The sequence below is a fragment of the Serpentinimonas barnesii genome, from assembly GCF_000696225.1.
GTDB classification, from domain to species: domain Bacteria; phylum Pseudomonadota; class Gammaproteobacteria; order Burkholderiales; family Burkholderiaceae_C; genus Serpentinimonas; species Serpentinimonas barnesii.
Map to the genome: position 1 here is coordinate 14,850 of NZ_BAWN01000026.1, position 23,043 is coordinate 37,892.

General features: G+C 67.3%; 19 protein-coding genes and 1 pseudogene. 10 read left to right on the top strand and 10 right to left on the bottom strand.

Features of this window, described 5'->3' with window-relative positions:
* Nucleotides 1-45: 45 nt before the first annotated feature.
* The 5 genes from SRAH_RS12645 to SRAH_RS12845 are packed head-to-tail and all read right to left on the bottom strand — an operon-like array spanning nucleotide 46 to nucleotide 3,753.
* Nucleotides 46-1,188: an SPM autocatalytic domain-containing protein gene (locus tag SRAH_RS12645; protein WP_171816043.1), complete on the bottom strand. Its 1,143-nt coding sequence runs from the start codon at nucleotides 1,186-1,188 to the stop codon at nucleotides 46-48.
* Nucleotides 1,181-1,717 (bottom strand): hypothetical protein, encoded by a 537-nt coding sequence (locus tag SRAH_RS12650; RefSeq protein WP_149028956.1) that lies wholly within the window; start codon nucleotides 1,715-1,717, stop codon nucleotides 1,181-1,183. The genes SRAH_RS12645 and SRAH_RS12650 overlap by 8 nt, the downstream gene beginning before the upstream one ends.
* A 41-nt stretch (nucleotides 1,718-1,758) precedes the next feature.
* Nucleotides 1,759-2,529 carry a hypothetical protein gene (locus SRAH_RS08345; protein WP_029462891.1) on the bottom strand — a complete coding sequence of 257 codons (771 nt, stop codon included), beginning with the start codon at nucleotides 2,527-2,529 and terminating at the stop codon, nucleotides 1,759-1,761.
* A gap of 1 nt (nucleotide 2,530) precedes the next feature.
* Nucleotides 2,531-3,073: a hypothetical protein gene (locus tag SRAH_RS08350; RefSeq protein ID WP_149028957.1), complete on the bottom strand. Its 543-nt coding sequence runs from the start codon at nucleotides 3,071-3,073 to the stop codon at nucleotides 2,531-2,533.
* Nucleotides 3,070-3,753 (bottom strand): P-loop NTPase family protein, encoded by a 684-nt coding sequence (locus tag SRAH_RS12845; RefSeq protein ID WP_197537867.1) that lies wholly within the window; start codon nucleotides 3,751-3,753, stop codon nucleotides 3,070-3,072. Before SRAH_RS12845 ends, SRAH_RS08350 begins: the two co-directional genes overlap by 4 nt.
* Before the next feature lie 221 nt (nucleotides 3,754-3,974).
* Here SRAH_RS12845 and modA point away from each other — a divergent pair, with 221 nt between their 5' ends.
* The 4 genes from modA to SRAH_RS08375 are packed head-to-tail and all read left to right on the top strand — an operon-like array spanning nucleotide 3,975 to nucleotide 7,009.
* Complete coding sequence (gene modA, locus SRAH_RS08360) at nucleotides 3,975-4,784, top strand: molybdate ABC transporter substrate-binding protein (RefSeq protein WP_045476808.1); 810 nt, start codon at nucleotides 3,975-3,977, stop codon at nucleotides 4,782-4,784.
* 20 nt (nucleotides 4,785-4,804) lie between these two features.
* Nucleotides 4,805-5,491: a molybdate ABC transporter permease subunit gene (gene modB / locus SRAH_RS08365; RefSeq protein WP_029462895.1), complete on the top strand. Its 687-nt coding sequence runs from the start codon at nucleotides 4,805-4,807 to the stop codon at nucleotides 5,489-5,491.
* A 13-nt stretch (nucleotides 5,492-5,504) separates the two neighbouring features.
* Nucleotides 5,505-6,176 (top strand): ATP-binding cassette domain-containing protein, encoded by a 672-nt coding sequence (locus SRAH_RS08370; protein ID WP_029462896.1) that lies wholly within the window; start codon nucleotides 5,505-5,507, stop codon nucleotides 6,174-6,176.
* Nucleotides 6,177-6,184: 8 nt separating this feature from the next.
* Nucleotides 6,185-7,009 carry a TOBE domain-containing protein gene (locus SRAH_RS08375; protein WP_029462897.1) on the top strand — a complete coding sequence of 275 codons (825 nt, stop codon included), beginning with the start codon at nucleotides 6,185-6,187 and terminating at the stop codon, nucleotides 7,007-7,009.
* A 6-nt stretch (nucleotides 7,010-7,015) separates the two neighbouring features.
* On the opposite strand, the gene SRAH_RS08380 is transcribed toward SRAH_RS08375, so the two are convergent.
* Both SRAH_RS08380 and SRAH_RS08385 read right to left on the bottom strand, forming a co-directional pair.
* Nucleotides 7,016-8,419: a mechanosensitive ion channel family protein gene (locus SRAH_RS08380; protein ID WP_082210139.1), complete on the bottom strand. Its 1,404-nt coding sequence runs from the start codon at nucleotides 8,417-8,419 to the stop codon at nucleotides 7,016-7,018.
* Between the two features lie 74 nt (nucleotides 8,420-8,493).
* The gene (locus SRAH_RS08385) at nucleotides 8,494-9,444 is read right to left on the bottom strand and encodes a histone deacetylase family protein (protein ID WP_029462899.1); all 951 of its coding nucleotides are present in this window, start codon (nucleotides 9,442-9,444) and stop codon (nucleotides 8,494-8,496) included.
* A 35-nt stretch (nucleotides 9,445-9,479) separates the two neighbouring features.
* Between SRAH_RS08385 and SRAH_RS08390 the strand changes: the two genes are divergently transcribed.
* Genes SRAH_RS08390 through SRAH_RS08410 form a run of 5 tightly spaced genes read left to right on the top strand, consistent with a single transcriptional unit; the run spans nucleotide 9,480 to nucleotide 15,961 of the window.
* Complete coding sequence (locus SRAH_RS08390; RefSeq protein WP_029462900.1) at nucleotides 9,480-10,403, top strand: AAA family ATPase; 924 nt, start codon at nucleotides 9,480-9,482, stop codon at nucleotides 10,401-10,403.
* A gap of 13 nt (nucleotides 10,404-10,416) precedes the next feature.
* A complete protein-coding gene (locus tag SRAH_RS08395) occupies nucleotides 10,417-11,535 on the top strand; it encodes a DUF58 domain-containing protein (RefSeq protein ID WP_029462901.1) in 1,119 nt (372 codons plus the stop codon).
* Entirely contained in the window at nucleotides 11,526-13,637 is a 2,112-nt protein-coding gene (locus SRAH_RS08400; RefSeq protein WP_045476812.1) for a transglutaminase TgpA family protein, read from the top strand. The genes SRAH_RS08395 and SRAH_RS08400 overlap by 10 nt, the downstream gene beginning before the upstream one ends.
* A gap of 25 nt (nucleotides 13,638-13,662) precedes the next feature.
* Complete coding sequence (mltB, locus tag SRAH_RS08405) at nucleotides 13,663-14,802, top strand: lytic murein transglycosylase B (protein ID WP_045476841.1); 1,140 nt, start codon at nucleotides 13,663-13,665, stop codon at nucleotides 14,800-14,802.
* A gap of 13 nt (nucleotides 14,803-14,815) precedes the next feature.
* Nucleotides 14,816-15,961, top strand: coding sequence for a hypothetical protein (locus SRAH_RS08410; RefSeq protein WP_045476819.1), 1,146 nt, complete (start codon nucleotides 14,816-14,818; stop codon nucleotides 15,959-15,961).
* Here SRAH_RS08410 and SRAH_RS08415 read toward each other — a convergent pair.
* Nucleotides 15,958-18,537: a DNA internalization-related competence protein ComEC/Rec2 gene (locus SRAH_RS08415; protein WP_052369143.1), complete on the bottom strand. Its 2,580-nt coding sequence runs from the start codon at nucleotides 18,535-18,537 to the stop codon at nucleotides 15,958-15,960. The genes SRAH_RS08410 and SRAH_RS08415 overlap by 4 nt on opposite strands.
* Before the next feature lie 210 nt (nucleotides 18,538-18,747).
* Between SRAH_RS08415 and SRAH_RS08420 the strand changes: the two genes are divergently transcribed.
* On the top strand, nucleotides 18,748-19,218 hold the full coding sequence (locus tag SRAH_RS08420; RefSeq protein ID WP_029462906.1) for a RidA family protein: 471 nt from the start codon (nucleotides 18,748-18,750) through the stop codon (nucleotides 19,216-19,218).
* 10 nt (nucleotides 19,219-19,228) lie between these two features.
* On the opposite strand, the pseudogene parC reads toward SRAH_RS08420, so the two are convergent.
* Together parC and SRAH_RS08430 are read right to left on the bottom strand one after the other, a co-directional pair.
* A pseudogene (gene parC / locus SRAH_RS08425) lies at nucleotides 19,229-21,487 on the bottom strand (DNA topoisomerase IV subunit A); the annotation flags it as partial.
* A gap of 186 nt (nucleotides 21,488-21,673) precedes the next feature.
* A complete protein-coding gene (locus SRAH_RS08430; RefSeq protein WP_045476821.1) occupies nucleotides 21,674-22,687 on the bottom strand; it encodes an integron integrase in 1,014 nt (337 codons plus the stop codon).
* Nucleotides 22,688-23,043 lie beyond the last annotated feature (356 nt).

Consider the following 23,043-nt stretch of genomic DNA (forward strand, 5'->3'; position numbering starts at 1 on the left):
GTTTGCGCGGGGGTTGCCGCGTGATCTCGGCAGTCGTGTGCGCTTTCATGCCGCCATGCTCCACCGCCCCTCATTGGCCGCCAGCGCCTGCTGCAAATCGCGCACCCTGCCGTAGATCTGGCGGTGCACGCCGGCCAGATCGAGCCGGCGCAGTTCGTCCGCCTCGCTGTGGCCGTTGCCGTTGGCGTCTTGCCAGATGCGCAGCCGGGCAAAGGCCGGGTCGCTGGCGTCGATGCGGCGGTCGCCGTTGGCGTCGAGCTCGGCCAGCGCCGCAAAGCCGTGCGCCGCCTTTGTGCCATGGGCCAGCCGCGTTTCAGAGCCAAACAGCTCGCGCCCGGACTCGATGCGGCCATTGCCATCGAGGTCTTGCACCAGCAGGGCGTCGTCGCGCCCCACCCAACCCGTGCGCTCGGCAAAACCGTCGGCGGCGTGGTCGAACCAGGCCCCGCTGGCCAGCGCCACCGTCTCGATGCCGTCGCCGTCGAAGTCAAGGATGATCGGCGAGGGTACGGTCGAGGCGGTTTGGGTTTGGCGCTCGATGTGGTCGATCACAGCGTCGAATTCAGAGCCCCAGATGTCAAAACCCGGTACGGCTCGCATAAAGCCATCAACCAGACTGTCTGTAATGTCAGACAGAGTGTTGCCCGCACGCTCGAGCGCCAAATGGATCGCGCTCGATGCGGCGACGTACATATCGCCAAATCGATCAGACAGTTGCCGCGCAGTCGCCTTCATGGCGTCCACATGACTTGACACGTCGATAGAACCGTCGGCTTTGACGCTGGCCAAGGTCAAGGCGGCACTGGCCGTCAAGGCAAGCACACCCAAGGTAACCGCAGGGGCAGCGACAACAGCGGCAGCGCCGACGGCGGCACCGAGCGCTGCCGTTCCCGCCATAGCGGTCAGGGTTGAAGCCAGAGAAAGCGCGTCTTTGGTGTCGATTTCTCCTCTTTCTGCATAACTTTGTCGAAAATTATTGAGGTCGTTGACTATCGCCATCGGATTGAGAAGCGGAATACGCATTGCTGAGCCAATATTTGTCGCCAACCCTTGGACGGCTTGTGCGGCACCGATAGCGGCATCCAATAACTGGCCTTCGGAGAGATTTTCTACCATCGCTGTGAGCGAGGTGGATAGCGGGGCTTTGCCGGAAACCAAGGCCACGGCCTGAACGGTTGCTTTATTCATGTGGTGTTACCTCTTTCTTGAGATTGAGTCTGATCTGGTTCGCCCAGTAGAAAAATGGCAAAATCAAAAAAATCACTATAACAACGGGCGCGGATTCTTTGGCAATCTGCAGTCTTCTGACGCTATCCTGATAGGACAGCACGATCACACCGTCGATTTCAACCTGAGCGGCAAATTGATCCCCCGTGTAGAGATTAGGGCTATGAAACCACCACACAGTGGCCGGCCGGCTTTGCCATTCATTGAGATTGGGGGAGAAAATACAGGTTGATCCGACCCCAGTCCAACACGAGAATGACAAGGTTCCTTGGTCGGTCTTAAGCGTAGTGCGCCACCCAGCTCGGGCCGCATCTTCAAAGTAAATCTCCCCTGAGCTGCGCTGCAGTTGTTCAAAAGGCGGTATTTCGGTTGCCAACACATAAATTCGTGGCACCCATACCAACAATGCAACAAACGCAAACGAGACCGGTATCCGAAAATACCTATCACTTTTTGGGAAACGTCGCCATCCTTCTGCGATTCTGTTCAAGGTGGTGGGCAGGTGCGTAAGAATAGGCCACGATTTACCGTTCACGCCGCATCCCTCCATGCTTCGCAATTCGCGCACCTCGTGCCGCCCCTCAGGCGCCAACGTTCTCCTTTGAGTAGGCTCTTGAGCGCTTCGGGGGCTCCAGTCTCTTTGTCGAACCGGGCGCCGAAGGTGTCGTTGGCCAGCCGCGTTTCAGAGCCAAACAGCTCGCGCCCGGTATCGATGCCGTCGAGGTCAAGGATGATCGGCGAAAGATAGGTCGAGGCGGTTTGGGTTTGGCGCTCGATGTGGTCGAGGGGGCGCTCACCGGGCTGGGTGTAAAAAAATCTGGAGAGCGCTTGATTGCCCGCATCGAGCGCATCGAGCAGGTCTTGCCCCAAGGGCTGGTTCGCCAGCACCAGCGCCTGGGCGGCAGTGGCCGTGATGGAGAGCGCAAGCATTGCAACCTTGACTGGGGACGGCGGCAAAATGGTGGCAAGGACGCCACTCACGCCAGCCAACAAGCCCAAGGAGGCAGCAAACCGCTCCGCCGACGTTTCGGCTTTTAAAAGAGAGGTGAAGCTCAAAGTGGCTTGTGTGACCGCTGCTGCCGGGGCGGTGCCGGCAGCCAAACCTCGCAAAAGTGGATGAGCTTCCTGAATCATTTGAACCACTACAGCCGCAGCAGCGACTACCGCGGCGCCCATCGGCGCGACGTTCTTTGGCTGGTCTAGCCCACCCATGTAGGCAGCCCTGGCGTCTGTTGCCGCTGCCGCCACCTCGCCGGCGCTGCCGAGCGCGCTGAGATTTTTTGGAATTGCAAAAAGGCCCATTTCAGTATCCTCCGGATTTCAACATGGCGGCAAAGCCGCCAAACACAACAAATGGAACGAATAAGGAACCCAAAAGCCCCCCCAAGCTGTCCACCCAAAATACCCGTTCCTCCAGCTTGGTGCGCGGGTACAGCTCGGCAAAGAGGATGTCTTGCGGCGAGCCGACACCCTGCAGGTTAATGGGGTAGCCATATTCCGAATATTTCTTGCCATCCCATTTGCTAGCCGAGTAAAAAGCTGTGGCCAGCATCATGGCGAGCAGAAAGTACAGCCATCCGCCCAGCCCCGAAAACTCCAGATAAACGGCTGCCAGCACCGGCGTATTCATGACCACCGCTCGCCACGGATCAAGCAGCACCGGCAACAGCACCACCACGAACGCCGCCGTGCCAGAGATGACCCAAAAGCGATTTAACCACTTCACTTCCCACCGGGCGATCGCTTCGTGCCAGTGCCTGCGACCCAGAACGGCCGGATCGGCCGGATCCTTGGGCTCCCTGATGCCATGCAGTTCGCGCCATCGCTCTTTGCTCATTCGCTTCATGTTGGCTCCTTGCCACAGTTCTCTGGCCCGTCAGGCCGACCCATATTCACCACCTCATCCACCTGCAAGCCTTTGGGCACCTGGTGCGTGATGAATATCATCGTCACCTTGCCTTTGAGCCGGTTGACGGTCTGGGCAAAGTGTTCGGCGGTTTCTTGGTCGAGGTTGGAAATCGCCTCGTCAAAAATCAGCACCCGGGGCCGCTTCGAATCGGACAGCGGGGGATCGGCTTCTGCCACCAGCAGCATGAATGGCGCGGATTGCGCGCGGGCGGCTGCAAGCAAGAGGGTTTGCGGTGCGAACTGTCCGGGGCGCACCCAAGATAGGCTTGTCTCGTCGTGCTGGACGATCAGCGCGGGAGTGAGCGCCGGCTGGCGCGGCGGCCCGGCTGCATGGCTTGTGACAGCCCCATCCGGCTGCGGTTCGACCAGCAAGGCCACTGCCGGCAGTGGCAGCAACTTCCAGTCGCCTGTGGGCCATGCGGCCAACCCCGCCTTCAGACCCAGCGCCTCCAGCAACTCGATCAGAGCGGGCAGATCAAAGGGCGGAGCAAAACGCTTGAGGATCAGCTCGGCTTCGAACGGACGACGAAAGAATGCCGCAAGCCCGCCCAGCAGCCAAAGCGCGGCCGCAGACTCAACATACGCAACGCCAACCGAATCCTGACACGCTCCCTGCATGTTTGTTCATTTTGGAGTGAATTCGGGCAAGATTGTGTATCTGAGAAGGGGGGGTGTCAATAGGACGGCGCCTCGCGCAAGCCCCAATGAAGGCGGCAATCTCCTTGGTGTAAGGGCTGGGCTGAGGGGCGGGCGCGGGGGCTGGTCAAACCCGATAGCGTTATAAACTGCTGTATATTACGCTCACCCTTACACCCGCATTCGCTCTCAAGGAAACAGCCATGCCCAAGCCTTGGTTACCCCTGTTGCGCCTCTGGAACCGGCTGCACCGGCCACCCCTGCTGCTGGCGCTGGCCTTGCTGGCGCCCCTGGGCAGCGCCCCGGCTTGGGCCCAGACGCAGCCGATCCAGCTCACCGTCTCGGCCGCCGCCAGCCTGACCAACGCCTTCAACGAGATTGGCACCGCCTTCACGGCACAAAACCCGGATGTGCGGGTGGCGCTGAACTTTGGGGCCTCGGGCGCGCTATTGCAGCAGATCGACCGCGGTGCGCCGGTGGACGTATTCGCCTCCGCCGACGAATTCACCATGGACCTGGCGCAGCAGCGCGGCCTGATCGTGCCGGCGCAGCGGCGCGACTTCACGCGCAACCTGCTGGTGCTGGCGGTGCCCGCCGACAGCCGCCTGGTGCTGGCCAGCTTGGCCGATTTGCGCCAGGACGCGGTGCGGCGTGTGGCCATCGGCAACCCGGCCAGCGTGCCGGTGGGGCGCTACACCCAGGCCGCGCTGGAGGCCGCTGGGCTCTGGCCCGCGGTGTCGGCCAAAGCCATTTACACCCTGAACGTGCGCCAGTCGCTCAACTACGTGGCGCGCGGCGAGGTCGAGGCAGCCTTTGTCTATGCCACCGACGCCGACCTCATGCCCGAGCGGGTGCGGGTGGCGTTCCAAGTGCCGACCCCCAAGCCCATCGTCTACCCCATTGCCCCGGTGGCGCGCAGTGGCCAGCCGGCGGCGGCGCAGCGCTTCGTGGACTTCGTGCTCGCGCCGCCCGCGCAAGCCATTTTGCAGCGCCACGGCTTTTTGCAACCCTGAGCAGGTAGCCACACCAGCGCATGGACACGAGCAACTGGGCCGACATCTGGACGGTGCTGAGCCTCTCGCTCAAGGTGGCGGGCTGGGCCACCGCCATCACGCTGGTGTTTGGCGTGGCGCTGGGCTGGCTGCTGGCGCGCAAGCGCTTTCCTGGCCGCGAGCTGCTCGACACCCTGTGCACCCTGCCGATGGTGCTGCCGCCCACGGTGCTGGGCTACTACCTGCTGGTGCTGGTCGGCAGCCGTGGCCCGATTGGGGCCTGGCTGCAGGAGCATTTCGGCATCAATCTGATTTTCACCTGGCAAGGCGCGGTGCTGGCGGCGGCCATCGTCACCTTTCCGCTGGTGTTCAAACCGGCGCGGGCGGCCTTCGAGGCGGTCGAGAGCCAGTACGAGCAGGCGGCGCGGGTGCTGGGGATCTCGGAATGGGCGCTGTTTTTGCGCGTCACGCTGCCGCTGGCCTGGCGCGGCATCATGGCCGGGTTGCTGCTGGCCTTTGCGCGCGCGCTGGGCGAATTTGGCGCCACGCTGATGATCGCGGGCAACATCCCCGGCCAGACGCAGACGCTCTCGATTGCGGTTTATGAAGCGGTGCAGGCTGGGCGCGACGACGTGGCCAACATCCTGGCCCTCATCACCTCGCTGGTGTGCATTGCGGTGCTGCTGTCGGCCACGCGCCTGATGCCGGGCCGGGTGGCGCACCAGTAGGGCTAAACCCGGTATGCAACTCGATTTCCACATACGCAAAACCCTGCAATCGGGCACGCGCGCGTTCACGCTCGATGTGCGGCTGCAAGCGCAGGCGCAGCGCGTGGTGATCGCCGGGCCTTCAGGCGCGGGCAAGAGCCAGACTTTGAAGGGCCTGGCTGGCCTGCTGCGCCCGGACGCCGGCCATGTGCGCATCGACGGCCAGACCCTGTACGACGCGCAGCAAGGGATTTTTATGCCGCCGCAAGCGCGCCGGCTGGCCTATGTGTTTCAAGATTACGCCTTGTTTGCGCACCTGAATGTGCGCCAAAACATCGCGTTTGCCCTCTCTCGCGGCTGGTTGAACCCGCGCCGCAGCGCGCGCCACGCGGCGGTGGAATACTGGATTGAGGCCTTCGAGCTGGGGCCTTTGGCGCACCAGTACCCGCACGAGCTCTCGGGCGGGCAGCGCCAGCGCACCGCCTTGGCGCGGGCGCTGGTGGCGCAGCCGCGCGCGCTGCTGCTCGACGAGCCCTTTGCCGCGCTCGACGCCGACTTGCGCCAAACCATGCGCGCCGAACTCGACGCACTGCAGCGGCGCTTGCAAGTGCCGATGGTGCTCATCACCCACGACCCGCAAGACGTGGCCCTGTTTGGCGAGCAGGTGCTGCGCCTGCACGAGGGGCAGGTGCGGGCCCCCGACTGAAGCAACCCATGAACCCGCCCGCCCCCGACGCCCCATTCAGCTTGCAAGGCCTGGTGTGGATGCGCCTGGGCGAGCGCAACTTGGGCGGCCCGCGGCGCATCGAGTTGTTGGCGCAGATCGCCGCCTGCGGCTCCATCACGCAAGCGGCCAAGGCGGTCAAGCTCAGCTACAAGGCCGCTTGGGACGCCATCGACAGCATGAACAACCTGGCCGGTGAGCCGCTGGTCGAGCGCGTGGCCGGGGGCAAGGGCGGCGGCGGCACCCGGCTCACGCCCCGCGGCGAGCTGCTGGTGGCCAATTTCCGGCGCATCCAGGCCGAACACCAGCGCTTCATCGAGCACCTGAGCCGCCAATCCGGCGCGCTGGCCGACGACTTTCTGTTGATCAGGAGCATGGGCATGAAAACCAGCGCACGCAATCAATTTTTGGGCCGCATCAGCCGCATCCAGCGCGGTGCCGTGAACGACGAGGTGGCGCTCGAACTCGCCAACGGCATGGAGCTGGTGGCGGTGCTGACGCATGAAAGTGTCGAAAACCTCGGCCTGCAAGTGGGCAGCGAGGCGTTCGCGCTGGTCAAGGCCTCGTCGGTGATTTTGCTGGCGGGCGACGGCGACCAAGGGGCGCGCTATTCGGCGCGCAACTGCCTGCCCGGCACGGTGCAGCGCCTAAGCGCTGGGGCCGTCAACACCGAGGTGGTGCTCGATCTGGGCGCGGGCGCCAGCATCGCCGCCGTGATCACAAACCAGAGTTGCACCGATCTGGGGCTGGCGCCGGGGCAGCCAGCGCGCGCCCTGTTCAAGGCCTCGAGCGTGATTGTGGGGGTGGCGGCCTGAGCGGCTTTACACCCGCCGCGCCGGGGGCTGGGCCACTTCAGCCGGTGGCGCCGCACCCACGGCGGGCAGCACCCGGGCTGGCGTGGCAATCTCGACCCCGTGCTCCAAAAACCCCGCCAAAATGGAGCGGTTGATCATCGAGCGCAAGCCCAGCGGGCCGTTTTCCGGGTCGGCAATCCAGTAGCCCAGCGTGAACTCCAGCCCGTCGGCGGCAAAGGCGCTGAGCAAGGCCACGGGCGGCGGGTCGCGCAGCACCCGGGGCTGCGCCAGTGCGGCTTCGCACAGCAGGCGGCTCACCAGCTCCACGTCGCTGCCATACACCACCCCGACCACGGTGCTCTGCCACACCCGAGGGTCGGCCAGCGAAAGGTTTTCGACCCGGTTCGTGAGCAGCATCTCGTTGGGCACGATGGACTCGCGCCCGCCCAGGTTGCGGATCACGGTGAAGCGCGCCTTGATGTCGGTCACGCGGCCCTCGAAGTTGTCGATGCGGATCATGTCGCCGATGCGCATGCTGCGCTCGGTCAGGATCACAAAGCCGCTCACGTAGTTGGCCGCCAGCCGCTGCAAACCAAAACCGATGCCCACCCCCACCGCGCCGCCGAGCACCGACAGCGCCGTGAGGTCGATCCCCACCGACGACAGCGCCACCAGCAGCCCGACGAACATCAGCAGCGCGCGCAGGGCGTTGGCGCCGGCTTTGCGCAGCGACAAATCCTCCCCCACCGCCTTGCGCAGCAGCCGCGCTTCGATGGCGGCCGAGACCCACAGCGCCACGATCAGCACCACGGCCGCGCTCAAAGCACCTTCGATCAGGTTGCGCACCGAGAGCGTGGTGCCGCCCAGTTGCCAGGTGATCTGGTCCAGCTCGTGCAGCAGCAGCGGCAGCAGGCCACTGAGCCAGAGCAACACCGCCAGCCAAGCACCCCAAGAGATGCTGCGCTCGATCGGGCGCAGCCAAGCGGCATCCTTGAACGCCACTTGCAGCACCTTGACGCCGAGCCGGATGGCTGCCAGCGCCAGCAGCACCGGTATGGCAACTTTAAACACCACCAGCTCTTGCTGCTGCACCAGCACAGCGCGCGCCCCGTAGGCCAGCGCCAGCAGCAGGGCCGGGAACAGCACGCCGTCGATCAGGCTGCGGCCAAACCAGATCGAGGTGTATTGGTCCGGCTTAAAGCCCCGGCGCAGCGCCCACACCAGCCCCAGCGCCAGCGCCACGCAGACCGCCAGCAGCGCCAGCTCAACCCACACCCCAGGCTGGCCTAAGGCCTGCAACCAAAGGTTAAGGTCGTGCAGCGGGGCGGGAGGGTATGCAAGCGGCGCAGGGGGCGGCAGCGCAGCGGCTGGAGCGGCCAGCGCTTGAGCAGGTGCCGAAGATGTTGCAGATGCGGTGGCGGTGGCAGACATGCGTGAGTGGGCAGAGCTGGGTCAGGAGCGGGCAACGGCGATTATCTCGCGCCCGCCGCCGCTCTGGCACCGGCTCACAGATCAGCCAGCACGCGCACGTGCGCCTCCACGCTGCGCGCCAAGGCGCTCAAGTTGTAGCCGCCTTCGAGCACGCTGACGATGCGGCCCTGTGCGTGCCGGTCCGCCACCGCCTTGAGCCGCTGCGTAATCCACACATAGTCTTGCTCGACCAGGCCGAGCTGGCCCATGTCGTCCTCGCGGTGCGCATCAAAACCGGCGCTGATAAAAATCATCTCAGGCCGGTGCGCCTCCAGCCGCGGCATCCAGACGCTGTCGATGAGCTCGCGCACGTCCATGCCCTTGCTGTAGGCCGGCACCGGCACATTCACCAGGTTGTCGGCCTCGGCGTGCGGCCACTCGGGGTAAAAGGGGTGCTGGTAGTAGCTGCACATGAGGATGCGCGGGTCGCCCGCCACGATTTCTTCGGTGCCGTTGCCGTGGTGCACGTCGAAGTCGATCACCGCCACGCGCTGCAAGCCGTGCCGATCGAGCGCGTACTTTGCCGCCAGCGCCACGTGGTTGAAAATGCAAAAACCCATGGCGCGGTCGCGGCAGGCGTGGTGGCCGGGCGGGCGCACGGCGCAAAAAGCGTTTTGCAGCTCACCGGCCAGCACCGCGTCGGTGGCATTGAGCGCGGCCCCAGCACCCATCAGGGCAGCTTGGTAGGTGTGGACGTTGATGGAGGTGTCGGGGTCGAGCTGCAAACGATCGGGCCCACCGGCCTTGATTTCCTCGCACAGCTCGTCGGTCATGCCGCGCAGCGAGGCGATGTAGCTGCGCGAGTGCGCCAGCTCCAGCTCCGACTGCGAGGCCGGGCTCGGCTCGCGCCGCTCCAGCGCATCGGCCAGCCCGGTGATGAGCAGGCGGTCTTCGATCGCACCCAAGCGATCCGGGCATTCGGGGTGGCCGGCTCCCATATCGTGTTTGCGACAAATCGGATGCGTGAAATAGCCGGTGGGTTTCATAAGGCAGTGTCTCCGTTTTCCGTTATCGTAGCGCCATGAGCGAACCATTGTCCACCATCACACCGCTGCTGCGCCAGCTCGAATCAGTCATCGTGGGCAAATCCGGGGTCATCCGCGACGCCGTCACCTGCTTGCTCGCCGGTGGGCACCTGCTGATCGAAGACTTGCCCGGTGTCGGCAAAACCACCTTGGCCCACGCGCTGGCGCACAGCTTCGGCTTGCAGTTCTCTCGGGTGCAGTTTACTTCGGACCTGATGCCGAGCGATTTGATGGGTGTTTCGGTGTTCGAGCGCGAGCGCGCCGAATTCGTGTTCCATCCCGGCCCGCTGTTTGCCCAGGTGCTGCTGGCCGACGAGATCAACCGCGCCAGCCCCAAAACCCAAAGCGCGCTGCTGGAGGCAATGGAAGAAAAGCAAGTCTCGGTGGAAGGTGCCACGCGGCCGCTGCCACAGCCGTTTTTCGTCATCGCCACCCAAAACCCGCACGACCAATTGGGCACGCACGCGCTGCCCGAGTCGCAACTGGACCGTTTTCTGATGCGCCTGCATCTGGGCTACCCCGGCCGCGCCGCCGAACGCGAGCTGCTGCGCGGCCGGGACCGGCGTGCCTTGCTCGATAACCTGCCCGCCTTGCTCGATGCCGCTGCGCTGGCGCGCCTGCAAGGGGCGGTGCAGCAGGTGGCCGTGAGCGATGCCGTGCTCGACTACCTGCAAGACCTGCTCGACGCCAGCCGCAACGGGCGCTGGTTCGTGCAGGGCCTGAGCCCGCGCGCCGGCCTGGCCATCTTGCGCGCCGCCCAAGCCCGCGCCCTGATCGAGGGGCGCCGCTACGTGGCCCCGGACGATCTGGCCGCCATCTTGCCGCAAACGGCTGCGCACCGGCTGGTGGCGGTGAGCAGCGCCGGCCGTGGCGTGGCCGAGCAGGTGCAGGCCATGCTCGAGGCCACGGCCCTGCGCTGATAGGCCGCCTGCCATGCAAGCCGCCTCCAACCCCGCCCACCCGCCCGCGCCATCGGCTTGGGGGCGTTGGCGCGCTCTGGCGGGGAGCCTGCCGGGTCTGGGCACCAGACACCCCATGCGCCAGCGCCTGCAAGCCTGGTGGCTGCGTCGGCTGCCGCCGCAAGACCAGACCGCCTTGCAGCACGGCAACCTCTACCTGCTGCCCACCCGCGCCGGCTGGATGCTGGCCCTGACCCTGCTGCTGATTCTGCTGGGCAGCATCAACTACCAGCTCAACCTCGGCTATTTGCTCACCTTCTTGCTGGCGGGCAGCGCGGCGGCCGGGGTCTGGGTCGGGCACCGCAACCTGGTCGGGCTGAGCTTGAGCCTGCACCCCGGCGAGCCCGTGTTTGCCGGGCAGAGCGCGGCCATCGAAATCCAGTTGCACAACCCCAGCCAGCGCGCGCGCTACGCCGTGGGCTTGCAGTGGCTGGACGGCGCCCCCGCATCCCGCCCTGCACCCGGCGCTGGCGTGTTGGCCGGCGCGGGCGGCCCCACGGCGAGCGACGTCTGGGCCGACGTGGGGCCGCAAGACCAGCACACCGTGCACCTGGCCTACCCCACGCAGCGGCGCGGTCGCCACAGCTTGCCCGCGCTGCGCGTGCAAACCGTGTTTCCGCTGGGCACCTTCAAGGTCTGGCACTGGTGGCGCCCGGCGGCACAACTGTGGGTCTATCCGGCCCCCGAGAGCCCCGCGCCGCCGCTGCCGCTGGGCGCACACGCCGACGACGGGCCGGCGCAGCGCCAAGCCGGCAGCCGCCACAGCGACGAGGCGCAGGATGTGCGCCCCTACCGGCGCGGCGACCCCCTCAAATGGGTGCTCTGGAAAAAAGCCGCCCGCCTGGCTGGCAGCGACCAGCCCCAGTGGCTGAGCCGCGATTTCGGCCACCCCAGCGCCGCCGAGCTGTGGCTCGACGCCAGCCGCTGCGGCCTGGCCGACGAAGAAGCGCGCCGCGCGCGCCTGTGCGCCTGGGTGCTGCAAGCCGAGGCGCAAGGGCTGCGCTACGGCCTGCGCCTGCCCGGGCTGGAAATCGCCCCCGACCACGGCCCGGCCCAGCGCCGCCGCTGCCTTGAGGCGCTGGCATGGCGCTAAACACCCCCTTGCCCACGGCGCTGGCGGCGCTGGCGCGCCCGTCGGCTTGGCCGCGCGAGCTGCGCGACACCCTGTTCGTGCTCGCCGTGACCGCCTTGGTGGTGCTGCTGCAAGCCCCACACCAGCCGCTCTGGATCATGGCGCTGGCGCTGGCGCTGCTGCTCGGGCGCGCCGGCCTGGCGCTGCAACAGCGCCCCCTGCCCGGCCGCGTGCTGCTGTCGGGTCTGTTGCTGCTGGCCCTGCTCGCCACTTGGGGCAGCCACGGCAGCATATGGGGCCAGCAGGGCGGCACCACCCTGATCGTGCTGCTGCTGGCGCTCAAAACGCTGGAGCTGCGCGCCCGCCGCGACGCCCTGGTCATTTTCTTCCTCGGTTTTTTCTCTCTGCTCACGCTGCTGCTGCACTCGCAAAGCCTGCTGACGGCGCTGGGCATCGTGCTGGCGCTGCTGGGGCTGCTCAGCGCGCTGGTGCTGGCGCATTTGCCGGTCGGGCGGCCACCACTGTGGCTGGCCTTCAAACTGGCGGCCGTCATGACCGCGCTCGGCGCGCCGCTGATGCTGCTGCTGTTTCTGCTCTTTCCCCGCTTTGGCCCGCTCTGGAGCCTGCCCAACGATGGTGCCTTGGGCCGCAGCGGCCTGTCGGACCAGATGCAGGTGGGCCAGATCGCCCGCTTGGCGCTCGACCAAAGCATTGCCTTTCGGGTCGAGTTCGAGCCCGGGCAGCGCCCCACCGAGCAGCAACTGTATTTTCGCGGCCCGGTGCTGAGCCTGTTCGACGGCCTCGTCTGGCGCCCGCTGCACGGCGCGCAGCCGCCCATCATTGCCGGGGCCAACGCGGCGGCGGCGCTGCAAGTCAGCGGCCAGCCAATCCGCTACCGGCTCACCCTAGAGCCCAGCAACCGGCCCTGGCTGCTGGCCCTGGAGGCCACACCCGAGCTGCCCGCCATCGGCGGCCAAGCCGCGCGCCTGACGCCCGACCTGCAGTGGCTGGCCGCGCAGCCCGTGGCCGAACTGACCCGCTTCGAGGCCAGCGCCTTCCCCAACTTCCGGCTCGGGCCGCTGCAGCCCGACGCCAGCCTGCAGATCGACTTGCAACTGCCCGCGGGCTTCAACCCGCGCACCCTGCAACTGGCGGCCGACCTGCGCCAGCAACTGGGCCCTAACAGCCCGCCGCAAGCCTGGGTCGATGCCGTGCTGCTGCGCCTGCGCACCGGCGGCTACCAGTACACGCTCGAACCGGGCCTGTTTGGCCGCCACAGCGCCGACGAATTCTGGTTCGACCGCCGCCAGGGCTTTTGCGAACACATCGCGGCCAGCTTCGTGGTGCTGATGCGCGCCCTAGGCATACCGGCGCGCGTCGTGACCGGCTACCACGGCGGCGAACTGAACCCGGTCGATGGCGTCTGGACCGTGCGCCAGAGCGACGCCCACGCCTGGTCCGAAGTCTGGCTGGCCGGCCAAGGCTGGGTGCGCGTCGACCCCACCGCCCACGTGGCGCCGGCGCGCACCAGCGAACTGGCGCGCCTGCTGGCCCCGCCGGGGCTGATCGAAGGGGCCCTCATCAACCTCAACCCGACCGCATTGGCGCAACTGCGCTCGCTCTGGGAAGCCACCAACAACCGCTGGAACCAGTGGGTGCTCAACCACGGCCAGACGCGCCAGTTCGATTGGCTGCGCCAGCTCGGCATTCAGGCCCCGCAGTGGCACCATCTGCTGGGGCTGCTGGCGGGCCTGCTGGCCTTGGCTGCGCTCGGTGCGGCGGCGTGGCTGCACTGGCTGCGCCCGCGCCCCGACCCGTGGCTGCGGCTGCTGCAGCGCGCGCGCCGCCTGCTGCAAAAACAGGGCTACCCCATGCCCCCCGAGGCCACACCGCGCCAGTTGGCGCACGCGCTGCTGCACGGGGTGGGGGCTGAAGGGGGCGCTGCCAACGCCAACCCGACGGCCACGGCTTGGGCCGACTGGCTGCTGCGGCTCGAAGCCCAGCGCTACGACCCGAGCCAGCGCTTCGATCTGGCTGTTTTGCACCGACAATGGCGCCACTTGCCGCCGCTGCCTGTTGCTCTGCCCAGCCCTGCACACCCCAGCCCTTCACCTCGAACTTAGCCGGTTATATTCCGCGCCCTTGAACATGCCCTTGGCCCCCTCGCCCTTCGAACCCGCGCCGCCGCGCAGCCTCTCGCGCCGCCGGCTGGCGCTGGCCACCCTGGCTGTCAGCGCACTTCCCGCCGCCGCGCTGGCCAACCCAGCCATCCACCGCCCGGCCCCTGCTGCCCCTCCCGTGGCAGCGGCTGCCGGCGGTTTTGCCCAGCACCCCGCCGCGCTGGCCTTTGCGCGCCAGCTCGACGCCGAGCAAGGCTGGAGCGAAGGCTGGGCCGAGCGCTGGATCGGGCACGAAGCCCGGCACCGGCCACAGATCGTGCGCCTCATGACCCCCATGCCGCGCGGCACCCTGCGCGACTGGCCGGCCTACCGGGCGCGCTTCGTGGAACCGGTGCGCATCCAGGCCGGGCTGCGCTTTTGGCAGCAGCACGCCGCCAGCCTAGAGCGCGCCGAGCGCGAGTTTGGCGTGCCCGATTGGCTCATCGTCGGCATCATCGGCGTTGAAACCCTGTATGGCCGCCACATGGGCACGCACCGCGTGCTCGACGCGCTGGCCACGCTGGCCTTCGACTTCCCACCCGAGCACCCGCGCGCGGCCCAGCGCAGCGAATTTTTCCGCTCCGAGCTGGCCGCCTTTTTGCGCCTGAGCCGCGAGCACCCGCGCCTCCCCGACGGCTGGCGCGGCAGCTTTGCCGGGGCCATCGGGTTGCCGCAATTCATGCCCAGCAACTGGCCGCGCTTTGGTGTCGATTTCGACGCCGACGGCCGCATCGACCTGATCGACAGCGTGCCCGACGCCATCGGCTCGGTGGGGCGCTTTTTGCGCGAGCACGGCTGGCAGCCCGGCATGGCCACCCACTTTGCGCTCAGCTTCGATGCGGCGCGGCTCGACCTGCCCGCACTGCTGGCCCCCAGCATCCGCCCCAGCTTCACGCTTGAGCAGTTGCAAGCCTTGGGCGTGCAACCCAGCCCGGCGGCGGCGCAGCACAGCGGCCCGCTGGCCCTGGTGGAGCTGGAACAAGGCGACCCGGCACGCGGCGGCCAGCCCTCAAGCTTCTGGCTCGGCACGCAAAACTTCTTTGCCATTTCGCGCTACAACCCGAGCAGCTACTACGTGATGGCGGTGATCGACCTGGGGCAGGCGGTGCGGGCGCAACGCCAGGCTTAAAAGGATCAACCCCATGCTCCCACCCCCAGCCGGACCCACTGCCTCAGATTCGATCCACCAGGCCCCGATCGCCCAACGCATAGCCTGGCTGCACGATCTGGCCCAGCGCCACGGCGAAGCCTTTCGCGGCCCCGAAACCTGGCTGGAGCGCCAGCGCTACCGGGCGCAACACCCCAGCGCCATCGCCGCCCTGATGTGCATGGACGGGCGCGTCAACCTCGCGCTGGCCACCCAACTGCCAGCCGGCATCATCACGCCCTTTCGCAACCTCGGCGGCATGTTCAACCTAGGTTGGCCCTACTTGAGCCAACTGCTGATCGACTACGTCAACACCCAAACCCAGAGCGGGCGCCGGGTGCTGCTGCTCATTACCTACCACTGGTCGCGGGGCGAGCGCAAGCGCGGTTGCGCCGGATTTCGCTACCGCCGCGACGACAGCCTGGCGCACGCCTGGGCCATCCACGCCCAAGTCTCGGAGCTGTTCGGCCCTGCGCACCAGAGCGTCTTCCCCTTGGTGTGCGGCTTCGAGACCGACGAAGAAGCCCTGCTGCTGCACGGCCCTGGCGGCGAAACCCTCGATTTGGCTGCTTTCAGCGAAACGCCGCCACCGTCCTTTGGAACCGGCGCCGGCGCCGGCACCGGCACCGAACCCGATGCCCTGGCGCTGGAAGCGCAGTTGGTGCGCACGCTGCCCGGTCTGCCGCGCCCGGTGCGCGCCGATTTGCTGCCGCTGCTGCTGGGCAATTTGGCCCACATCGCCGCCGTGCGCGCCCAGCCCGCGCGCGAGCTGGTGATCGAGCACCGCGAATGGGTAATCTGCCTCGGGCGCGGCTTCGATTTTTTGCACACCCCCAATCTGGCCCTGATGATCGGGCCTTACAGCCCCGACTTGGCGCAACCCATCCGCACCGCCGCCAGCATCATCCACAGCAACATGCACGCCAAACGCATCCCCGCCGATGGTTTTTTGCTGCTGACCTCGATGCCCTACGAAAACCAGGGCGTCGAGCGCGCCGGGGCCGCCTTGCGGGCGCGTTTTCTGGCCCACTTCGCCACCCAAGTGATCACCGAAGCACATCCCGATTTGGCGCCTCTGATGCACCGGCGCTGCGCCGTGCTCGACTGGCCAGCGCGGCGGCTGGAACTGCTGCCCGATTAGCGGTCCGCGCCCGCACCATCCGGGTGCTGCCAGTAGCGCTGGCGCTGCTGGCGCTGGCAGTGCACCTGCTCCGGGCGCTGGCTGCTGCCCCAAGCGGCCCCGCACTGCGGCGTGGACACCCACGGAATCGCGCGCGCCTGCAGCCGCGCCAGCACCTCGGGGTGCGGGTGCCCGTAGCGGCTGCGGTGCGCGGCCTGGATCACCACCCACTGCGGTTGCAGCGTGTTGAGCCAGACCGGCCCGGTCGAAGTCCGGCTGCCGTGGTGCGCGGCAAACAACACCCCGGCGCGCAGATCGGGCTGGGCCAGCGCCAGCCGGGTTTCCTCGTCAATGTAGATGTCGCCCGTCAACAGCAGCGAGGCGGCGCCGTGGCCCACTTGCAGCACGCAGGACATGGCGTTGTCGGAGCGCTGCGTGGTGTAGTGCTCTGGGCCCGGGTGCAGGATGCGAAACGGCACCCCGTCCCAGACCCAGCTCTGGCCCGCTAGGCAGCGCTGGCTGCTCAGGCCCCAGGGTTGGGTGTCGAAAGACGTGCGCCACTGGGTTTGCGGAAAAGCCCGCGCCAGCGTGGCGATGCCGCTGGCGTGGTCGGCGTCGATGTGGCTGATCAGCACCTTGGCAGGCACCTCACCGTGGCGCTGCAACAGCGGCAGCAGCACGCGCTCGGCGGCGTCGCTGTGCGGGCCCATGGGCGGCCCGGTGTCATAGACCAGGGTGTGGTTCTGGGTGCGCACGATCACCGCCGTGCCCTGCCCGATGTCGGCCGCCAGCCACTCGAAATGCCCTGGCGGCGGCCGTGCCGGGCTGTAGGCCAGCGCCGGCCAGATCAGCAACAGCCCCCAGGCGCGCAGCGACCACGGCCAGCGCAGCACCAGCAGCAGCCCGCCCAGCGCAGCCAGCAGCGCCAGCGCGAGCGGCAGCGCCGGGCGGGTGATGGCGGCCCAGGGCCAGTGTTGCAGCGCTTGCAGCCACAGCATCAGGGCATCGATCATCCAGCCCGCCAGCAGCCACAGCGGCCACAGCAGCACCCCGGCCAGCGCCAGCGGCGTCACCACCAGCGTGACCCACGGAATGGCGGGCAGATTGGCCAGCAGCCCCACCAGCGAAAACTCGCCAAACCAGAGCAGCAGCAGCGGCGCCAGCGCCAGCGTCATCAGCGCCTGCGTGCGCACCAGTCCCAGCACGTAGTGGCGCCCGCTGCGCCCGTCGGTAGGCAGCGGCTGGCCGGTGGCAAACAAAATCGCCACCGCCACGAAGCTGAGCCAAAATCCGGCGCTGAGCAAGGCCCACGGGTCCAGCAGCACCACCATCTGCATCACCGCCAGCCACATAAAGGGCCACGGCCACTGGCGGCCACTGAGTTGCAACAGCACCAGGGTTGCCAACATCAGCACCGCGCGCTGCGCCGGCACGCCCCAGCCCGAGAACACCGCGTACACAAACCCCAGCGCCAGCCCGCCCACCGCGGCGGCCACCGGCGTAGGAACGGCCAGCAGCAAGGCCGGACGGCGCCGCCCGGCCACGCGCCAGAGCAGGCCGATGAGCGCCATGGCCATCCAGGCAAACAGGGTGATGTGGGTGCCCGAGACCACCATCAGGTGCGTGACACCGGTTATGCGAAAAGTCTCCCAGTGCGTTTGCGGGATCGCGCCTTGGTCGCCCACCACCAGCGCCGCCAGCACCCCCGCCGTGGCCGGGGGCTGCACCTGCGCTTGCATGCGGTCGCGCACCCACTGGCGCGCCTGCTGCACCGGAAAATGCCAGCCATGGCCGAGCAACTGCGGCGCCGGTGTGCCTAGTCCAGCGCGCACGCTGCCCGTGGCATGAATGCCCTGCTCCCACAGCCGCAACTCGAAATCAAAACCGCCCGGGTTGGCCAAGCCATGCGGGCGCTGCAAACGCGCCGTTAGGCGCCAGCGCTGGCCAGCGCGCAGTTCGGGCAGGCTTGATGATGGGCTGAGGGCTTGGGTGCCTAGGGTGCCTGGGGTGTTGGCCTGCGTCGTTGCCCCACGGCCCGGGCGCGGCGCGAACCAGGCCAGCCGCACCCGCTGCGGCACCTGCACCGCTTGCCCGGCCTGCATCGTTTGCCCCGCCTGGCCTGTTTGCCCGGCTGGGCCAGTGGGGTCGGCTGGCTCAGCGCGCGCACCCTGCCGAGCGCGTCGGCTGGGTTCGGCCAGCGTGGCCTGCGTGACCTCGAACTCAAACTGCCAGCCCAGCTCACCTTGGCGCGGCAGGCCCGCCACGAAGCCCTCCAGCACCAGCTCGCGCCCCTCCAGCTCGGCCGCCAGCGCACCGGCCTGAAACCACAGCGCCCGCCCACCCGTGCTGGCAAACAGCAGCGCCGCCCCCACCAGCAGCCAGCCCAGGCTCGGCAGCGCTCTGGCAGCCAAACCCGCGCTAGTTTGGCGCCCCCACAACACCAGGCCCAGCAACAGCGCCGCCAGCGCCAGCGCACCATAGGCCCAGCCAGACCAGAGCAGCGGCTGCTGCAATTGCAGCCACGCCCCGCCTATGCCACCGAGCATCAGCGGCAGGCCCAGCGCGAGCGCCGGATGCATCGCATCTGGTTTGTCCATCCTGCCCTCCTCCCGTACCGATAGGCTTTTCTTTCTTGTACCCGTTCCCGCAGGCTTGCCGGGCAGTTGCGCGTCAATTTTGCGCATCATATCGCCCTAAAATCACCGGCACCGGCCCACCCTCGGCGGCACCGGGCCAGCGCCCGTCCTGCGCCCACGGCTCCCCCATCCACCCCCATCCACCCCCTCACAGCCCCCAGAAAGCCCCCCATGAGCGTCTATCACACCCTCAAAGCGCTGCAAATCGAGTTGCCGCCCGTCTCCACCCCGGCGGCGGCCTACGTGCCCTTCGTGCAAAGCGGCCGATTGGTGTTTCTGAGCGGCCACATCGCCAAGCAAAACGGCCTGCCGTGGGTTGGGCAACTGGGCCTGTCCATGAACACCGCCGAAGGCCAAGCGGCGGCGCGCGCCGTGGCCATCGATCTGCTGGGCACCCTGCACGCCGCCTGCGTGGCCGCCGGGACAGACCTCGACGGCGTCAAGCGCATCGTCAAGGTGCTCAGCTTGGTCAACTGCACCAACAGCTACACCGAGCAGCACCTGGTGACCAACGGCTGCTCGCAACTGCTGGGCCAGGTGTTTGGCCCCTCAGTTGGGGCGCACGCCCGCAGCGCCTTTGGCGTGGCGCAGTTGCCGCTCGGGGCCTGCGTGGAAATTGAACTGATTGCCGAACTGGCGTAGTACCGCCGCCTCACACCACCCGCAACACCCGCTGCGGCTTGAAGCCGAAATTGCCGTCCTTGCCCTTGCGGCCCCGGGCGGCGCGGGCGTTGTTGAGGCTGCGCAGCTCCAGCGTTTCCTCGCGCGCCTTGCCGCCGCGGCCCAGCCCCTCGATGCGCGCGCTGCGCACAAAGGGCACCGCCGCCAGCAAGCGGTCGGCCTCATCCAGGCTCATCAGTTGCAAGCCGCGCCCGCCCTTGGGCTGGTGCTTGAGCTCATCGAGCGCAAAAACCAGAATCCGCCCGGCCGCCGACACGGCGCAGACCTGCGTCGCTTCTCCCACCGCCTGCGGTTCGCACAGGGTTTCGCCCTCGGCCAGCGCCACAAAAGCCTTGCCTGCGCGCTGGCGCGAAATCAGGTCGGCCACCGTGGCCAGCAGCCCGTAGCCGCCCGAGCCGCACAGCAGCAGGCGCGTCGTGGCCGCAGCGGCCAGATAGTGCAGTGGCTGCGTGCCGGCTTCGAGCTCGATCAGCGTGGTGATCGGCTGGCCGTCGCCGCGCGAGCCGGGCAGGCTGGCCACCGGCACGCTGTAGACGCGGCCATTGCTGCCAAACACCAGCAGCGCATCCACCGTGCGGCACTCGAAGGTGCCATAGAGCGCATCGCCCGGCTTGAAGGCAAAGCCCGCCGCCTCGTGGCCGTGGCCGTTGCGCGTGCGCACCCAGCCCTTGGCCGACACCACCACCGTCACCGCCTCGTCGATCGTCTTGGGCTCGGCCAGCGTCTGCCGGTCCGGCTGGATCAGGGTGCGGCGCGCATCGCCAAAGGCCTTGGCGTCGGCCTCGATCTCGCGCACCAGCAGCCGGCGCAGGCTGGTCGGGTTCGTCACCACCTCTTCGAGCTTGCCCTGCTCGGTGCGCAACTGGGCCAGTTCCTGCTCGATGCGGATCGCCTCCAGCCGCGCCAACTGGCGCAAGCGAATCTCCAGAATGTCCTCCGCCTGGCGTTCGCTCAGCTTGAAGCGCGCCATCAGCGCCGCCTTGGGCTCGTCGCTGGCGCGGATGATGGCGATCACCTCATCCAGATTGAGCAGCACGGTCTGGCGCCCCTCCAGCACGTGGATGCGCTCGAGCACCCGCCCCAGCCGATGCTGCGTGCGCCGACGCACGGTCTGCTGGCGCAAGTCCACCCATTCGTCGAGCATCTGGCGCAGGCTCTTGGGCAGCGGCCGGCCATCTTGGCCCACCATGGTCAGGTTGATCGGGGCCGAACACTCCAGGCTGGTGTGCGCCAGCAGCGCGCCGATCAGCTCGCCCTGCTCGGTGCGGCTGCTCTTGGGCTCAAACACCAGCCGCACCGGCGCCTCGCGGCTCGATTCGTCGCGCACCGCATCCAGCAGCCCCAGCACGGCGGCCTTGAGTTGCGTCTGCTCCGGGCTGAGCGATTTTTTGCCGGCCTTGATTTTGGGGTTGGTGATCTCTTCGATTTCTTCCAGCACCCGCTGCGCGCTCACTCCTGGCGGCAATTCGTTCACCACCAATTGCCATTGGCCGCGCGCCAATTCTTCAATGCGCCAGCGCGCCCGCACTTTAAGGCTGCCGCGCCCGCTGCGATAGGCTTGGGCAATGTCTGCTGCGCTGCTGATGATTTGGCCGCCGCCGGGGTAATCCGGCCCAGGCAATAGCGCCAACAGCTCGTCTTCGCTCAATTCGGGGTTTTTAATCAGCGCCACACAGGCCGCCGCCACCTCGCGCAGATTGTGGCTCGGAATTTCGGTCGCCATGCCCACCGCAATGCCGCTGGCGCCATTGAGCAACACAAAGGGCAGGCGCGCTGGCAATTGCCGCGGCTCCTCGGTCGAGCCATCGTAATTGGGCACAAAATCCACCGTGCCCTGGTCAATCTCATCGAGCAACAAGGCGCTGATGCGCGCCAGCCGCGCCTCGGTGTAGCGCATGGCCGCCGCCCCATCGCCATCGCGGCTGCCAAAATTGCCCTGCCCATCGATGAGCGGATAGCGCTGCGCAAAATCCTGCGCCATGCGCACCAGCGCGTCGTAAGCCGCCTGGTCGCCATGCGGGTGATAGCGCCCCAGCACATCGCCCACCACGCGCGCGCACTTGACCGGCTTGGCCGCCGTGCCCGCCCCCGGCCCCGAATACCCCAGCCCCATGCGCTGCATGGCATACAAAATGCGCCGCTGCACCGGCTTTTGCCCATCGCTCACATCCGGCAAGGCCCGCCCCTTGACCACGCTGAGCGCGTACTCCAAGTAAGCGCGCTCGGCAAAGGCGGCTACGCTGCTGGGGTCATCGGGGGGTGCGCTGGGGCTTGAGTGGAGCGGAGCGGGTTCAGGCCCTTCGGCGGGGGCTGGGCGGGAGGGCTGGGATGCGGGATCTGGCCAAGCAGGTGACGAAGGGGTAGGCGTATCGGGCGGGTTCATGGGGCGGATTATCGGCTGGCCGCGCAGCGGGGCTCACAAGGCATCAAGCGGGCTGAACACGCCCTTGCCACCCTTGTTGAGCACGTGGGTGTAGATCATGGTGGTGGCCACGTCGGCATGGCCAAGCAGCTCTTGCACGGTGCGAATGTCGTAGCCGTTTTGCAGCAAATGGGTGGCAAAACTGTGGCGCAAGGTGTGCGGCGTGGCCGGTTTGGCCAGCCCGGCCGCCTGCACCGCCTGCTTCATGGCGCGCTGCAACACCTTTTCGTCCACGTGGTGGCGCCGCTCAAGGCCGCTGCGCGGATCCACCGAATAGCTGCCAGAGGGAAAGGCGTACTGCCAGCCCCACTCTTGGGCGGCGTGCGGATATTTGCGATCCAGCGCATCGGGCAGATAAACCGCGGCCATGCCCTTGGATCGATCGTCTTCGTACAAATGCCGCCGCCAGACCCAATGGGCACGCAGCGGCTCGACCAACTTGCGCGGCAGCATGGTCACCCGGTCCTTGCCGCCCTTGCCGTCGCGCACCAGCAGCTCGGTGCGCTCGAAGTCCACGTCTTTGATGCGCAGCCGCACCACCTCCATCAGCCGCATGCCGCTGCCGTAGAGCAGACGCGCCATCAGCGCATGGGTGCCCTGCATCCGCTCCAGCACCGCGGACACCTCGCTGGGCGTGAGCACCACCGGCAACTTGGCAGGGCGCTTGGCCCGCACCATGCCTTGCATCCAAGGCAAGTCCTGCCCCAGCACCTCGCGGTACAAAAACAACAGGGCCGACAGCGCCTGATTCTGCGTCGAAGCCGCCACATGGCCCTCCACCGCCAGATGCGTCAAGAACGCCTCCACCTCCGGCGCCCCCATCCCGGCCGGATGGCGCTTGCCATGAAACAAGATGAAGCGCTTGGCCCAGTGGATATACTGCGTCTCGGTGCGTATGCTGTAGTGGCGCAGACGGATGCGCTCACGCAGCAGTTCCAGCAGCTTCGGCGCTGCGGGGCCTGCGGTAGCCGTGCCTAGCACCGGCTTGGGTGTTGTTTCAGGAGTCATCGCAGGGGCATGAGTGAGATATACACCTTTTGATCGGTCGGATTGTACGCCTTGGGTGGTGTACACTCTACGTTAGGCCTCGCTCTGGCTTCTGCCGTTCCACCTCCGCGTGCTCCGGCGACGCTGCCCAGTTGCTGGCCTGCTGCTTGGCCTTCGGTGAACGTTCGGGCACACCGCGCTTGCTTTCCTGCAAGGCCCCTGCCATAATCTCCGGCGACACCGCAGCGTTCCAAGGCCACAGCACCCTTGTCCACAGCGCCTAACCTGCGGTTCAACTCGGACGTGCCTTCGGCACGCCGGTTAACCTCAACGTTAGGCCTCGCTCTGGCTTCTGCACTCCAAGCCCTCGCGCTCCG